The sequence below is a fragment of the Achromobacter sp. AONIH1 genome (genome assembly GCF_002902905.1).
GTDB lineage: Bacteria > Pseudomonadota > Gammaproteobacteria > Burkholderiales > Burkholderiaceae_B > Achromobacter.
Genome location: NZ_CP026124.1, coordinates 1708437 through 1722452 on the forward strand (window position 1 = coordinate 1708437; position 14016 = coordinate 1722452).

Annotated in this window: 12 protein-coding genes; 7 read left to right on the forward strand and 5 right to left on the reverse strand. The window is 68.2% G+C overall.

The window, feature by feature from the left end; translation table 11 throughout:
- Positions 1-28: 28 nt before the first annotated feature.
- From C2U31_RS07875 to mpl, 5 genes are all read right to left on the reverse strand, one after another.
- Positions 29-2515 carry an extracellular solute-binding protein gene (locus tag C2U31_RS07875; protein WP_103272339.1) on the reverse strand — a complete coding sequence of 829 codons (2487 nt, stop codon included), beginning with the start codon at positions 2513-2515 and terminating at the stop codon, positions 29-31.
- Between the two features lie 3 nt (positions 2516-2518).
- Positions 2519-3232: a response regulator transcription factor gene (locus tag C2U31_RS07880; protein WP_103272340.1), complete on the reverse strand. Its 714-nt coding sequence runs from the start codon at positions 3230-3232 to the stop codon at positions 2519-2521.
- 173 nt (positions 3233-3405) lie between these two features.
- On the reverse strand, positions 3406-5316 hold the full coding sequence (locus C2U31_RS07885; RefSeq protein WP_103272341.1) for a ribonuclease catalytic domain-containing protein: 1911 nt from the start codon (positions 5314-5316) through the stop codon (positions 3406-3408).
- Positions 5317-5393: 77 nt separating this feature from the next.
- Positions 5394-6005, reverse strand: coding sequence for a YqiA/YcfP family alpha/beta fold hydrolase (locus C2U31_RS07890; RefSeq protein ID WP_103276306.1), 612 nt, complete (start codon positions 6003-6005; stop codon positions 5394-5396).
- A 19-nt stretch (positions 6006-6024) separates the two neighbouring features.
- Positions 6025-7395 carry a UDP-N-acetylmuramate:L-alanyl-gamma-D-glutamyl-meso-diaminopimelate ligase gene (gene mpl, locus C2U31_RS07895; RefSeq protein WP_103272342.1) on the reverse strand — a complete coding sequence of 457 codons (1371 nt, stop codon included), beginning with the start codon at positions 7393-7395 and terminating at the stop codon, positions 6025-6027.
- Between the two features lie 119 nt (positions 7396-7514).
- Between mpl and C2U31_RS07900 the strand changes: the two genes are divergently transcribed.
- From C2U31_RS07900 to C2U31_RS07930, 7 genes are all read left to right on the forward strand, one after another.
- A complete protein-coding gene (locus C2U31_RS07900) occupies positions 7515-8051 on the forward strand; it encodes a TlpA disulfide reductase family protein (RefSeq protein WP_103272343.1) in 537 nt (178 codons plus the stop codon).
- A 96-nt stretch (positions 8052-8147) separates the two neighbouring features.
- Entirely contained in the window at positions 8148-8582 is a 435-nt protein-coding gene (aroQ, locus tag C2U31_RS07905; RefSeq protein WP_103272344.1) for a type II 3-dehydroquinate dehydratase, read from the forward strand.
- Positions 8583-8669: 87 nt separating this feature from the next.
- Complete coding sequence (accB, locus tag C2U31_RS07910; RefSeq protein WP_103272345.1) at positions 8670-9128, forward strand: acetyl-CoA carboxylase biotin carboxyl carrier protein; 459 nt, start codon at positions 8670-8672, stop codon at positions 9126-9128.
- Positions 9129-9136: 8 nt separating this feature from the next.
- On the forward strand, positions 9137-10483 hold the full coding sequence (gene accC, locus C2U31_RS07915) for an acetyl-CoA carboxylase biotin carboxylase subunit (RefSeq protein WP_103272346.1): 1347 nt from the start codon (positions 9137-9139) through the stop codon (positions 10481-10483).
- Between the two features lie 96 nt (positions 10484-10579).
- Positions 10580-11503 (forward strand): 50S ribosomal protein L11 methyltransferase, encoded by a 924-nt coding sequence (prmA, locus tag C2U31_RS07920; RefSeq protein WP_103272347.1) that lies wholly within the window; start codon positions 10580-10582, stop codon positions 11501-11503.
- Between the two features lie 23 nt (positions 11504-11526).
- Positions 11527-12918 carry a DUF3426 domain-containing protein gene (locus tag C2U31_RS07925; protein WP_103272348.1) on the forward strand — a complete coding sequence of 464 codons (1392 nt, stop codon included), beginning with the start codon at positions 11527-11529 and terminating at the stop codon, positions 12916-12918.
- 23 nt (positions 12919-12941) lie between these two features.
- Positions 12942-13883, forward strand: coding sequence for a carbohydrate kinase family protein (locus C2U31_RS07930; protein ID WP_103272349.1), 942 nt, complete (start codon positions 12942-12944; stop codon positions 13881-13883).
- The last annotated feature ends 133 nt before the right edge of the window (positions 13884-14016 follow it).

The window sequence follows — 14016 nt, forward strand, 5'->3', positions numbered from 1 at the left end:
CGCAAGTGCGGTCCGTGCTTGATGAGTCCTATTTGCGCGGCGGCGTATCCGTCACCAACCGGATCCAGTTCTGCACGAAGCGCGAATGGCGGCGCTGGTCCAGGCCCACCAGCAGGGCGGGGCTGAGCACCACGGGCTGCACGATGCCGCGCGAGCGCGCCAGCACGGCTTCGGAAGTCCAGCGACCCGGCGTGTCTTCCATGATGGAGCCGAGCGCGGCGTGGCTGGAGGCGACCTGCTGGCCGGCCGGCGACAGCAGCCAGTCGACCAGCTGGCGGGCCAGGTCGGGGTTGGGCGCGCGCCGCGCGATCAGCACCGAGCGCGCCAGCACCAGCACATAGTCCTGCGGGAAGACCACGCCGATGTCGCTGCCGGCGGCCTGGCGCGACAGCGCGTAGGAGCCCAGCATGTTGTAGCCCAGGTCCAGTTCGTCGCGTTCGATGGCGTCCAGGATCTCGGCGCTGGTGGCGGCCAGGCGCACGCCCACCTGGCCGAAGGCGTTGGCCAGGCCCCAGAAGTTGGACGAGACCAGTTCGTCCTGCTCGGCCATCAGGTAGCCCACGCTGCTGGCCGAGATGTCGTAGGTGCCGACGCGGCCGTGCAGCTTGTCCTTGTCGCGCTCCAGCGCGCGCAGCAGGTCCTGGCGCGATCGCGGCACCGTGGCCTCGGTGTAGCGTCTGGGGTTGTAGACGATGACGGCGGGCTCGAAGGTGAAGCCGTAGACCTCGTTGCGCCAGACCGCCCAGGACGGCAGCTTGGCGGCGTAGGGCGAGGCATAGCGCTGCGCGTAGCCGTCGTTGGCCAGGCGGATCTGCAGGTCGGCGGCCGAACTCATCAGCACGTCCACGTCCTTCAGCTCGCCCGCGATCATGGCTTCGTACAGTTCGCGGCTGCCCATTTCCCGGTAGACCACGTTCACGTCCGGCCGCTGCGACTGGAAGCCCTGGATCAGCGGCGCCACCACTGGCGTGTCGGTCGGGCCGGCGATGGTGAGCACGCGCGCCGACGGCTGCGGCGCGGGATAGCGGGTCACGGTCTCAGGGATGCCGGCGGCCCGCGCGTCGCCGGGCGCGCCGGCCAGCATCAGGCCGGCGACGCAGGCGGCGCCAAGCCAGGCCGCGAGTTTGCGGCCCGCGTGATGGCGCGCCAGCGGCAGGATGACGCGCGCGCTCAGGCCGCCGCCGGGACGGTCCTGCAGCCACAGCGAGCCGCCGTGGGCGACGGCCACGGAACGCACGATCGCCAGGCCCAGGCCCGAGCCCGGCAGGGATTCGCCGGCGCGGCCGCGCGTGAAGCGCTGTTGCACGGCCTCTTTTTCATCGTCGGCGATGCCGGGGCCGCGGTCGGACACGGTCAGCGCCACCCGGTAGCCGGCCACCGGCGTGGCCTGGATGTCCACCGGACCGTCGGGAGCGTAGCGCAGCGCGTTGTCGACCAGATTGCGCAGCATTTCGCGCAGCGCCACGCGGTCGCCGGCGATGCGGGCGCGTCGCACCTCGGGCGCGATGTCGATGCGCAGCCGCCGCGCATCCAGCGGACCGATGCGGCGGCGCGTTTCATTGACCGCCTCGGCCACGCCGACCGGCGCGCGCGCGCCCTTGCCGAGCCGGTGCGTGATGGTGGCGTCCATCAGCAGCTGGTTGATCAGCTGGCTGGCATGCGTGGCGTTCTGGTGGATGCGCTGGATGCGGGCGTGCAGGCGCTCGGGGTCGGGTTCTTCCAGCGCGACCTCGGCCTGCGCGCGCAGCGAGGCCAGCGGTGTGCGGACCTGGTGGGCGGCGTCGGCCACCAGCGTGTTCAGTGTGTTCATCAGGCCGGACAGGCGGTGCATGAAGGCGTTCAGCGCCTCGACCAGACGGCTGACTTCCTGTGGCACCGGCGCGGAGACGGGTTGCAGATCATCCGGCGCTCGCCGTCGCAGCTCGCGCTCGACCACGGCCAGGGGCGCGAAGGCGCGCTGCACGCCGAACCACAAGAGGCCCAGCGCCACCAGCGCCACCGCCACCAGCGGCAGCACGCTGCGGCCCAGGATCTCGTCGGCCAAGGCTTCGCGCGAGCCCAGCGTCTCGGCCACGCGCACCGTCACCCAGCCGGCGTGCTGGCTGGCGGATACCAGCCTGCCCACGGTGGCCACGCGCACCGGTTCATCGTGATAGTTCAGATAGTCGTAGACCGGCGTGGCCGATTGCGCCAGCGGCAGGCCGGGCGCCAGGTCGCCGTAGCCGGTGATCAGCCGCCCGTTCGAGGCCAGTGCCTCGTAGAACACCCGTTCGCTGCCGGAGAGCATGGCCAGCGAGGAAACGGGCGGCTCCACGGTCACGCCTTCATCCTCGATCTGGACCGAGCCTGCGATGGTCAGCGCCGACGCCGCCAGCAGGCGGTCGAAGGCCTGCTCGGCGGCGCGCTGGGCGTAGCCGCGCAGGAAGAAGAACAGACCGATGAGGGCGCAGGCCAGCAGCGCCACGCCCAGCGCGAACACCCGGCGGCGGATCGAGAAGCCTGCGGCCGGCTTCATCGCCTAGCCCGGTGTCGACGGGCCGGCGCCGGCGTCGTTCTGGGCGGCCGGCGTCTCGTGCAGGCGGGCCAGGTAGCCGACGCCGCGCACGGTGACGATATCCACCGAGGCGCCCGCCAGCTTCTTGCGCAGGCGCGAGATCAGCAGTTCCAGCGCATTGAGCGAGCCGTCGTCCAGGTCGAAGAGCTGGTTCATCAGGCGTTCCTTGGCCACGGTCTGGCCGAATTTGCCCAGCAGGATCTCCAGCAGGCGGAATTCGCGCCGGCCCAGTTCCACCGGTGCGCCGTCCACGCTGACGCCCCGGGCGGCCAGATCCAGGCCCAGGTTGCCGTAGGTCGTGACGCTGCTGGTCTGGCCGGCGGGGCGGCGCATCAATGCGCGCAGGCGGGCTTCGAGTTCGCGCAGGTCGAAAGGCTTGACCAGGTAGTCATCGGCGCCCAGGTCCAGCATGTCGATCTTGTCCTCGATCTCGGCGCGCGCGGTCATGACCAGCACGGGCGCTTCCAGTCCGGCCGCGCGCAGTTCGCGGATGACCGAGAAACCGTCCTTGCCGGGCAGGTTGATGTCCAGCACCAGCGCGTCCCAGGTTTCGTCCAGCCCGCGCCGCAACGCCGTCAGGCCGTCGCGCGCCCATTGGACGCTGTGGCCGGCCAGGCGCAGCTTGCTTTCCACGGCATCGCCCAGGTCGAGGTTGTCCTCGACCAGCAGAATGCGCATGTCGTTCCTCCATCTGATGATTGTTCTGTGCCGCGGGTGGCAAGGCGGCCGCAGCCCGGGGCGGGCAGCGGTCCGCGTCGCGCGGGGCCTTTTTGGGAGGAAGTGTACCGGCAGCGCGGCGGCTGCGGGCAGTCGCGGGCCGCCGTCCCGCCGGAGCGGGACGGCGGGCGCGGTCAGGCTTGAGGTTCCGCCTGGGCGGCGGGCGCCAGCTGGCCGAGATAGCGGCAGTCCAGTTCGAGCGAGAGCTCGTCCATGCCGAGGATGTCGATCTCCACGGCGGTGCCGCGTTCCAGCTCGGGCATGCCGCCCACGCGGGTGACCAGCGGCGCGTTGCCGAAGCGCACCAGATCGTCGCGCAGCACATGGGCCACGGTGCGGGTGATGTTGTGCTGCTTGAGCCAGCGCAGGCACCAGTAGCGCTCCATCGCGCTCTGGAATTCGGCCCAGGTCGCGTATTGCGCGTCGAAGGCGCCGATGATGGCGAACAGGTCGGCGTCGCGCGGCTTGAAGGGCGCGACCAGGCGCGCCGACACGCCGTGCTCGACCGCCGCGATCAGCTGCCACTGGTTGACCAGGTCCACGTAGCGGCGCAGCGGTGACGTGCTCCAGGCGTACTGAGGCACGCCGATGGCCTCATGCGGCAGCGCCTGCGTGCTCATGCGCACGCGGCCGGCCTGCTGGGAACGGTAGATGCCGGGCACGCCGTGCTGGTGCAGCAGTCCGCCCCAGAGGTTGTTGGCCAGGATCATGTACTCGGCCACCATGCGGTCCAGCGGCGCGTTGCGCTGGCGCGGCACCAGCCGCACCGGGGTGTCCGGGTCGTCGGGGTTGCCGTCCAGGTAGAAGCTGTATTCGACGCGCGAGTTGTTTTCGGGCTTGCCGCGCACGTTCTCGCGCTGCGCCGACAGCGCCTGCGCCAGCTTCCAGAGCGGGCGCAGCCAATGTCCATAAGGCAGTTCGGCGGCGGGATCGGCCAGGCTGGCTTCGGTGACCTGCGCGTCCAGCATGTTGTGGCGCAGGTTCTCGCGCACCATCACGCGTTCGAGGCGGGTTTCCGATTCGAGGACCTCGCCGGTCTCGGGGTCGGCCGTCACGTACAGCGACAGGGCCGGCACCGCGCGCCCGGCGTCCAGCGAGAAGGCGCTGATGATGCTGTCCGGCTGCATGGGGATCTTGTCGCCCGGCATGTAGACCGTGGACAGGCGCGCGCGCGCCAGCTTGTCGAACTCGCTGTCGCGCGTGACCAGGAGGCCCGGCGCAGCCACGTGCACGCCGACGCGCAGCTTGCCGTCGGGCAGCGTGGTGACCGAGAGCGCGTCGTCGATTTCGGTGGTGGTGATGTCGTCCACCGAATAGATCTCGGCGTCCGCCAGCGGCAGCTCGCGCTCGATGGCGGGCAACGGCAGGTCGGGGAAGGCCAGCCCGCGCGGGAAGTTCACCGCCAGGAAGCGGCGCTTGTGCAGCGCCAGCGCGTGCGGCCAGGCGCCCAGGTCCAGCAGCAGGCGGTCGGGCGTCTTGCCCAGCTTGGCGCAGGCCGCGTCCAGCGCCTTCCACTGCTGGGAATTCTTGTCGGGGCGCACCAGCAGCGATTCCGCCGCCTGGGCGATTTCCTCGGGCAGGCGGCCGGCGGCCATTTCATCGACCCATTCCTGCTGCTGCTCGGCCTGACGCTGCTTTTTCTCCAGCGCGGCCAGCGCGGCGGCCAGGATGTCGGGCGGGGCGGGGCGATAGCGGCCCTTGCCGCGGCGGTGGAAATAGGCGGGCGCGCCGTGCAGTCGCATCAGCAGCGCGGCCTGTTCGACCGGCGTGGGGGCATGGCCGAAATAATCGGCGGCCAGGGCGGGGGAATCGAATTCCTCCTGGGGCGCGCATTCCCACAGGAACTGCAGGTCCAGCGCCTCGGCGGCGGCCGCCGCCTGGCTCATCAGCGCGGCGGGTTCCGGCGCGGCGAATGTGAACAGCGTGTTGGCGCGCTTGATCTTGCTGCGCTTGCCGGATTCCGATTCCACCTGCAGGCTGGCGTCGGTTTCGGACAGGATGTTGCCGGCCTTGAAGCTGCCGTCGTCTTCGTAAAACACATACATGGTGGTGGATCGTCCTGGACGGCGCGCACGCGCCGCCGTGGTGCAGCTGTCGTTATGGAGTTCGGGGCACAGATGGATTATTGGGGGCGAACGGGCTCCGCGCCAAGCGCGAATTCGAGAACCTCGGGCATCCAGCGGGCGAAGTCGGACAGGCCGTGGTCGCTGCCCTGCACGATGCGCTGGCGGCAGCCCGCGTAGCGGTCGCGCATCTCGCGCCAGTCCAGCACTTCGTCCCCCGTGGCCGCCACCAGGAAGTAGCGCTCGGGTCGCGTGATGGCGGGCGCGTGGATCGCCGTCAACTCGTCCACGTATTCCGGCAGGAAAACGAAGGGTTCGTCCGAATGATACATGCGGTGTTCGCCGACCTGGGTGGCCAGGTCGCGCGGGGCCTGGACGGCCGGATTGAGCAGCACGGCCTGGCAGCCCAGCTGCTCGGCCAGCCAGGTGGCGTAGAAACCGCCCAGCGATGAGCCGATGACCGTCAGCGCCCGCGGATCGGGCGCGCCTTCCAGCTGGCGGCGGGCGATATCCATGGCCAGGTCAATGGCCTGGCGCGGGCTGGCGGGTAGTTGAGGGCAGGCCCAGGCGCCGGCCAGGCCGCGTTCGGCCATGGCGTCGGCCATCAGGCGGGCCTTGAACGAGGTCGGCGACGAGCGAAAGCCATGCAGGTAGAGGATCGAGCTGCTCATCGCGTCGTCCTTGCGCGCCTCAAGCGCGTCGCTCCAGCGCATCCAGCAGCTTGCCGTGGATGCCGCCGAAGCCGCCGTTGCTCATGACCAGCACATGGTCGCCGGGTCGGGCGGCCTGGACCACCGCGTCCACCAGCGCGTCGATGTCGTCGCGATGGCTGGCGCGCGCGCCCAGCGGCGCCAGCACCTCGGCCGGGTCCCAGCCCAGCGCGTGCTTGCCGGACTTGGCGCCGAAGCAGAACACCAGGTCGGCGCCAGCCAGCGCATCGGGCAGGCGGGCGGCCATGGTGCCGAGTTTCATGGTGTTGGAGCGGGGCTCCAGCACGGCCAGGATGCGGGCCTGCCCCACCTGACGGCGCAGGCCGGCGATGGTGGTGGCGATGGCGGTGGGATGGTGCGCGAAGTCGTCATAGACCTTCACGCCCTGGACCGTGCCGCGCAATTCCATGCGGCGCTTGACGCCGCCGAAGCGGCTCAGCGCCTCGATGCCCTGGGCCGCCGGCACGCCGGCATGGTCGGCGGCGGCCAGCGCGGCCAGCGCGTTCATGCGGTTGTGTTCGCCGCCGAGCGACCAGCGCACCGTGCCGATGTCCTGACCGTCGCGGCGGACGATAAAGGCGCCCTCTGCGTCGGGTTCGGACGCCTGCCAGCGGCCATCGTCGCCGAACGTGACCGTTTCCGACCAGCAGCCGCGCGCCAGTACGCGGTCGAGCGCGTCGGAATGCGTCGGGCGCAGGATGCGGCCCGAGCCGGGAATGGTGCGGACCAGGTGATGGAATTGGGTTTCGATGGCGGCCAGATCGGGAAAGATGTCGGCGTGATCGTATTCGAGGTTGTTCAGGATCGCGGTGCGGGGGCGGTAGTGCACGAACTTCGAGCGCTTGTCGAAGAAGGCCGTGTCGTACTCGTCCGCCTCGATCACGAAATGTCGCTGCGTGGGGCTGTACCGGGCCGAGACGTGCAGGTCGGGCGCCACGCCGCCGATCAGGAAGTTGGGCGCCAGGCCCGCCGCTTCCAGGATCCAGGTCAGCATGGAGCTGGTGGTGGTCTTGCCGTGGGTGCCGGCCACCGCCAGCACATGGGCGCCGGGCAGGATGTTGTCGCCCAGCCATTGCGGGCCGGAGACATAGCGCGCGCCCGATTCCAGGATGGCTTCCATCAGCGGGTTGCCGCGGCTGACCACGTTGCCGATCACGTACAGGTCGGGCTTGAGCGCCAGTTGCTCGGGGCCGAACCCTTCGATCAGCTCGATGCCTTGTTCGGCCAGCTGCGTGCTCATGGGCGGATAGACGCCCGCGTCGCAGCCGGTGACCTTGTGTCCGGCGGCGCGCGCGATCAGCGCCAGCCCGCCCATGAACGTACCGCAGATGCCAAGAATATGCAGATGCATTGAAAAACTCTCCTGTGCTGCATTGTATATATAGAGGCGGGCCAGGCTGCGCCGCATGGCGGTGGGCCGGACTGTGCCGGCGCAAGGCGCAAACCCACGGCAGCGGTTATGATCGCGCCATGAATCGACGTCTCATTCTTTCCGCCGGCGTGGCCGTCGCCGCCACCGCGGCCGGCGTGTTCACCTGGCTGGGTCGCGGCAAGTCGCAAGCGCCGCAGGCCGCCGACGCGCAGGTCGATCCCGTCGCCTCGCTGATGGCGCTGCGCCTGCCCGACCTGAGCGGCGCCTCGCATTCGCTGGACGCCTGGAAAGGGCAGCCCATGCTGGTGAATTTCTGGGCGACCTGGTGCGCGCCTTGCGTCAAGGAGATGCCCGAGCTGGATGCCTTGCAGAAAAAATATCCGAAAGTGCGCTTTGTGGGTATCGGCGTTGATTCAGCCGCCAATATGCAGAAATTTGTCGAGAAAGTGCAGGTTTCGTATCCGCTGTGGGTGTTGGGCGCCGGTGGCATCGATGTGTTGCGCAAGCTGGGCAATCCTAGCGGCGGCTTGCCTTTTACGGTTGTTTTCAATGCAGATGGTGGAATTAACCGGAAGATCCTGGGTGAAATTCAGCCCCAGGACCTGGATCAGACTTTGGCCGGTTTGAAGGCGTAAGTCTGTTGGACAAATGGTGGGAATTGGCGTAAAAAGCTGGTTTATCGGCTGTTTTGCCAACAAATCAAGATTGGCAATCCACTCATTGGCAAGCGCATGGCGCAAAACATACTGGTATTGCATGGCCCGAATCTGAACCTGCTAGGCACCCGGGAACCTCATATCTACGGCAGTCTGACGCTGCAGCAGATCAATGAAAACCTGGAACGGCTTGCAGGGGAACTGGGCGCCACGCTCACGGCGTGGCAGAGCAATCACGAGGGCGCACTGGTCGATCGCATCCAGGCGGCGCGGCAAGACGGCACGGACTTCATCATCATCAACGCGGCGGCTTACACGCACACCAGCGTCGCGGTTCGCGATGCGCTGGCCGGGGTCGCGATCCCATTTATTGAAGTACATTTGTCCAACCTGTATAAGCGGGAGCCCTTCAGGCATCACTCGTATCTGTCCGATCTGGCGGTAGGCCTCATCAGCGGCCTGGGCGCGGACGGCTACGAGGCGGCCCTGCGCTACGCGGTGCGGCACTGATCTCGCTCCAACACATCGCTTTTACATCTTAAACGGCGCGGTCCCGGCGCAGGGACGTTGCCGACACTATTTCGGGAAGCAGCTTCTATGGACCTTCGAAAACTCAAAACCCTGATCGACCTGGTGGCTGAATCGGGCATCGCCGAGCTGGAAATCACCGAAGGCGAAGGCAAGGTTCGCATCGTCAAGTTCTCGCAGACCCTGCAGCCGGTCGCGTACCATCAGCCCGAGGCCGGCGTGGCCGCCGCGCCGGTGGCCGCGCCCGCTCCCGCCGCTGCCGCGCCCGCCGCGCCGGCGCCGGCCGCGATCCAGGGCCATGTGGTCAAGGCGCCGATGGTCGGCACGTTCTACCGCTCGCCGAACCCGGGCGCCGCGCCTTTCATCGACGTCGGCCAGAGCGTCAAGGAAGGCGATCCCCTCTGCATCATTGAAGCCATGAAGCTGCTCAATGAGATCGAAGCCGACAAGTCCGGCGTGATCAAGGAAATCCTGGTCGAGAACGGCGAACCCGTTGAGTACGGCCAGCCCCTGTTCGTCATTGGCTGATCGCTGATATGTTCGAAAAAATCCTGATCGCCAACCGGGGCGAGATCGCCCTGCGCATTCAGCGCGCTTGCCGCGAGCTGGGCATCAAGACCGTGGTGGTGCACTCCGAGGCCGATCGCGAAGCCAAGTACGTGCGCCTGGCCGATGAGTCCGTGTGCATCGGGCCCGCGCCCTCGCGTGAAAGCTACCTGAACATGCCGGCCATCATCTCGGCCGCCGAAGTCACCGATTCCGAGGCGATCCACCCCGGCTATGGTTTCCTGTCGGAAAACGCCGATTTCGCCGAGCGCGTCGAGAAAAGCGGCTTCGTGTTCATCGGTCCGCGTCCCGACACCATTCGCCTGATGGGCGACAAGGTCAGCGCCAAGCGCGCCATGATCGAGGCCGGCGTGCCGGTGGTGCCCGGTTCCGAGGGCGCGTTGCCCGACGATCCGCAGGAAATCGTGCGCATTGGGCGCGAAGTCGGCTACCCGGTCATCATCAAGGCCGCGGGCGGCGGCGGCGGCCGCGGCATGCGGGTGGTGTACACGGAAGCCGCGCTGCTGAACGCCGTCACGATGACGCGTTCCGAGGCCGGCGCCGCGTTCAACAATCCCGAAGTCTATATGGAGAAGTTCCTGGAGAATCCGCGCCACGTGGAAATCCAGGTGCTGGCCGACGGCGGCCGCAACGCGGTCTGGCTGGGCGAGCGCGACTGCTCCATGCAGCGCCGCCACCAGAAGGTCATCGAGGAAGCGCCGGCCCCCGGCATCGCGCGCCGGCTGATCGAGCGCATCGGCGACCGCTGCGCCGACGCCTGCCGCAAGATGGGCTATCGCGGCGCGGGCACGTTCGAGTTCCTGTATGAAAACGGCGAGTTCTATTTCATCGAAATGAACACCCGCATCCAGGTCGAGCATCCCGTCACCGAGCTGATCACCGGCGTGGACCTGGTCCAGCAGCAGATCCTGATCGCCGCCGGCGAGAAGTTCACGCTGCGCCAGCGCGACATCGGCTTCAAGGGTCATGCGATCGAATGCCGCATCAACGCCGAGGATCCGTTCCGCTTCGTGCCCAGCCCCGGCCGCATCACCAACTGGCACACCCCGGGCGGCCCTGGCGTTCGTATCGATTCGCACGCGTTCAACGGTTATTTCGTGCCGCCGAACTATGATTCCATGATCGCCAAGGTCATTACCTACGGCGATACGCGCGACCAGGCGCTGGCCCGCATGCGCACGGCCCTGTCGGAAATGGTGGTGGAAGGCATTTCGACCAACATCCCGCTGCATCGCGAGCTGTTGCAGGACGCCCGCTTCATCGAAGGCGGCACCAGCATCCATTATCTGGAAAACAAGCTGGCCCAGCGGCCTTGATCCGCTTTTTCCGGGGCCGCGAGGCCCCTTTTGTGTTTTTACGGTCGAACGGGCCGCGGCGCATGCCGCGGCCCGTCGTCCAGATGGAAGAATCTCATGCGTGAACTCGTGCTCCATTGCCTGGAAGCCCAGGCCGAAGCCCTGTCCGACGCGCTGCTGGAAGCCGGCGTGCTGTCGGTGTCGGTCGAGGACGCCGATTTCGGCACCGACGACGAGCGTCCTTTGTTCGGCGAACCGGGCACCGAGCCCGACGTGCAGGCCTGGGACCGCAACCGCGTCGTGGCCTTGCTGCCCGACGGCGCCGACCCTGCCCAGATCATGGCAGAGGCGGCCGAGGCCGGCGAGCTGGACCCCGCGCTGTTCCAGGATTGGAGCCTGCGCGACGTGCCGGACGCCGACTGGGTGCGGCTGACGCAATCGCAGTTCGGCCCCATCCAGGTCGCCGAGCGGCTGTGGATCGTGCCCAGCTGGCACCGTGACAATCCGGACGTGCCGGGGCTGGACCTGGATGCCGCCGACGGCGCCATCCACATCGAACTCGATCCGGGCCTGGCTTTCGGCACCGGCAGCCATCCCACGACCCACCTGTGCCTGGCCTGGCTCGAAGCCGAGCTGCCGGCCGGCGCGACGCTGCTGGACTATGGCTGCGGCTCGGGCATCCTGGCCATCGCCGCGCGCAAGCTGGGCGCGGGGCCGACCCAGGCGGTGGACATCGATCCGCAAGCCGTGCAGAGCACCGTGTTCAACGCCCAGGTCAACGGCGTCGAGCTGGACGCCATGCTGCCCGACGGCCTGAAGGACGGCACGTTCCAGGTCGTGGTCGCCAATATCCTGTCGAACCCGCTGAAGGTGCTGGCGCCCATGCTGGCCGGCCGCGTCGCGCCCGGCGGGCAACTGGTGCTCTCGGGTGTGCTGGAACGGCAGGCCGAGGAAGTCGCCGCCGCCTATGCGCCGTGGATCGCCATGTCGGTCTGGCGCGCGCGCGACGGCTGGGTCTGCCTGCACGGCCGCAAGGCCTGAACGCATAGCTGCCGCGCAACGCCATGGCTTTGACCACCCGCTGCCCGCATTGCGGCACCGCCTTCAAGGTGGTGCCGGACCAGTTGCGGATCCGCAATGGCCTGGTGCGCTGCGGCGCCTGCTCCACGGTGTTCGACGGCCGGGCCAGTCTGGTGCAGCCCGCGGACGTTCCCGGGCGGCAGGCCGAGACGCCGGTAGCCATGCCGGCCGCGACTGCGGCCCGGGCCGCCGAGCCGGCCCATGCGGTTCCTCCCTTGGTTCGGCCCGAGACTCCGACTGCCCGGGCTTCCGAGCCGGTGCCGCCGTGGGAAGACGAGCCTGCTTTCTCGCAATCCCCGGCGCGGCCTTGGGCGCAGCCGCCATCCACGACGCCGCCCGCCGTGCTGCGCAGCCGCGAACAGATCCGCCGGCAGGCGCAGGACCAGGACGCGCGCGCCGACGAGCTGGATGACGATGAGCTGCTGGACGATGAGCTGCATGATGACGAATCGCAGGACGATGAACCACGGGGCGGTCGTCGTCACGGCGAGGACGGGCATGATGATGCGAGCGGCTGGCGCGACCGTGCTGATGAGCGCTATCCGCACTCGCGCCCCGCGGCGCCACGATTCGAGGAGCGTCGCGGCGAGGCGTTCGTAGCCGACGACCGGCGCGGCGAGCCGTCGCTGTCCTGGAGTGCGCCGGTGCGCGCCGAGGCGGTGCGTGAGCCAGCATTGCGGGCGCGCGTAGAGGACGACGGCGCCCTCGACGACGGCCGCGGCCATGCCGATGAAGATGCCACTGACTTTGAAGACGCCGACGGCGACGCGCTACAGGATGGCGCGCCGGTGCTGGGCGAGTCTCGCACCCGCTATTCCAGCGCCACCGACGTGGGGCGCGCTCCGCCGGAATTCCTGGACCAGGACCGGCAGGCGCGCCGGGGCCTGCTGCGCCGGCTCTGGGGCTACGGATGCCTGCTGGGCCTGATCGCGCTGGGCCTGCAACTGCTTTATGCCTACCGCGTGGATATCGCCAATTCCGTGCCGGCGCTGCGTCCGGCGCTGGAAGCCGCCTGCCGCTCCATGGGCTGCACGGTGGGCTACGCGCGCCGCCTGGAGCGCATCGCGATTTCCGCTTCTTCGCTGCAGCCGCCGCCGGGCGCTGCCGCCATCGATGACGGCCGCAGCCGCCTGGTGCTGAACCTGATGCTGCGCAACCGCTATGACAAGCCGCAGCATTGGCCCGCGCTGGTGCTGGATCTGACCGACCTGTCGGATACCGTGGTCGTGCGCAAGGTGCTGCGGCCCGAGGATTACCTGACGCCGGAGCAACTGCGCGGCCCCTTCGGCCCGGCCGGCGAGCTCAAGATCTCGGTGCCCATCGAAGTGGCGGGCGTCCAGGTCAACGGCTATCAGCTCGACAAATTCTTTCCCTAAATTTTTCTTCAAGGATGACAGGCATGACGAATTCGGTCCTGGTCTGCGGTTCGATGGCTTTCGACACCATCGCGGTATTCGAGGGGCGCTTCAAGGAGCACATCCTTGCTGACCGCATCCATGCGCTGAGCGTCTCGTTCCTGGTGCCCAGCATGCGCAAGGAATACGGCGGTTGCTCGGGCAATATCGCCTACAGCATGCAGTTGCTGGGCGGCAAGCCCGTGCCGGTCGCCACCGTCGGCGAGGACGCTGGCGAATACCTGGAGCGGCTGCAGGGCCTGGGCATCGACGTCAGCCGGATCAAGACGATTCCCGAGACCTTCACCGCCCAGTGCTTCATCACGACCGACCTGGACGACAATCAGATCACCGCGTTCCATCCCGGCGCCATGGCTTTTGCCGCGCAGAACGACGTCACCGGCGCCAAGGCTGCCTGGGCCATCGTGGCGCCCGACGCCAAGGAAGGCATGTTCGCCCACGCGGAACGGCTGAACAAGAGCGGCATTCCGTTCATCTTCGATCTGGGCCAGGCCATGCCCCTGTTCGACCGCGATGACCTGGAGCGCATGCTCAAGATGACGCAGGCGCTGACGGTCAATGACTACGAGGCCAGCGTGGTCGAGCAGCGCACCGGCCGCAGCATCGAGGACATCGCGCGCGACCTGACCGCCGTGGTCGTCACCCGCGGCGCCGAAGGCGCCACGCTGTATACCGAAGGCAAGACGGTCCAGATCGCGCCCGTGCGCGCGGCCCAGGTCGTGGACCCCACCGGCTGCGGCGATTCGCAGCGCGGCGGTCTGCTCTACGGCCTGACCTGCGGCTGGAGCTGGGAAGACAGCTGCCGCCTGGGCAATGTCATGGGCGCCCTCAAGATCGCCTCGCGCGGTCCGCAGAACTATGCGCCGTCGCGCGCCGAGATCGACGCGGTGCTGCATGCCACCTACGGCATTCATCTGCCTGCCTGAACCCGCGTACAGGGTGGGGAACCGGCGCCGGTGGCGCCGGTCGAAATGGACGATCGCGTTTCACTGTGTTGCAGGCTGCTCCATCACCGTTTTCGGGCTGGAGTATGATCAAAATTCGTCGGCGATGCCCGAT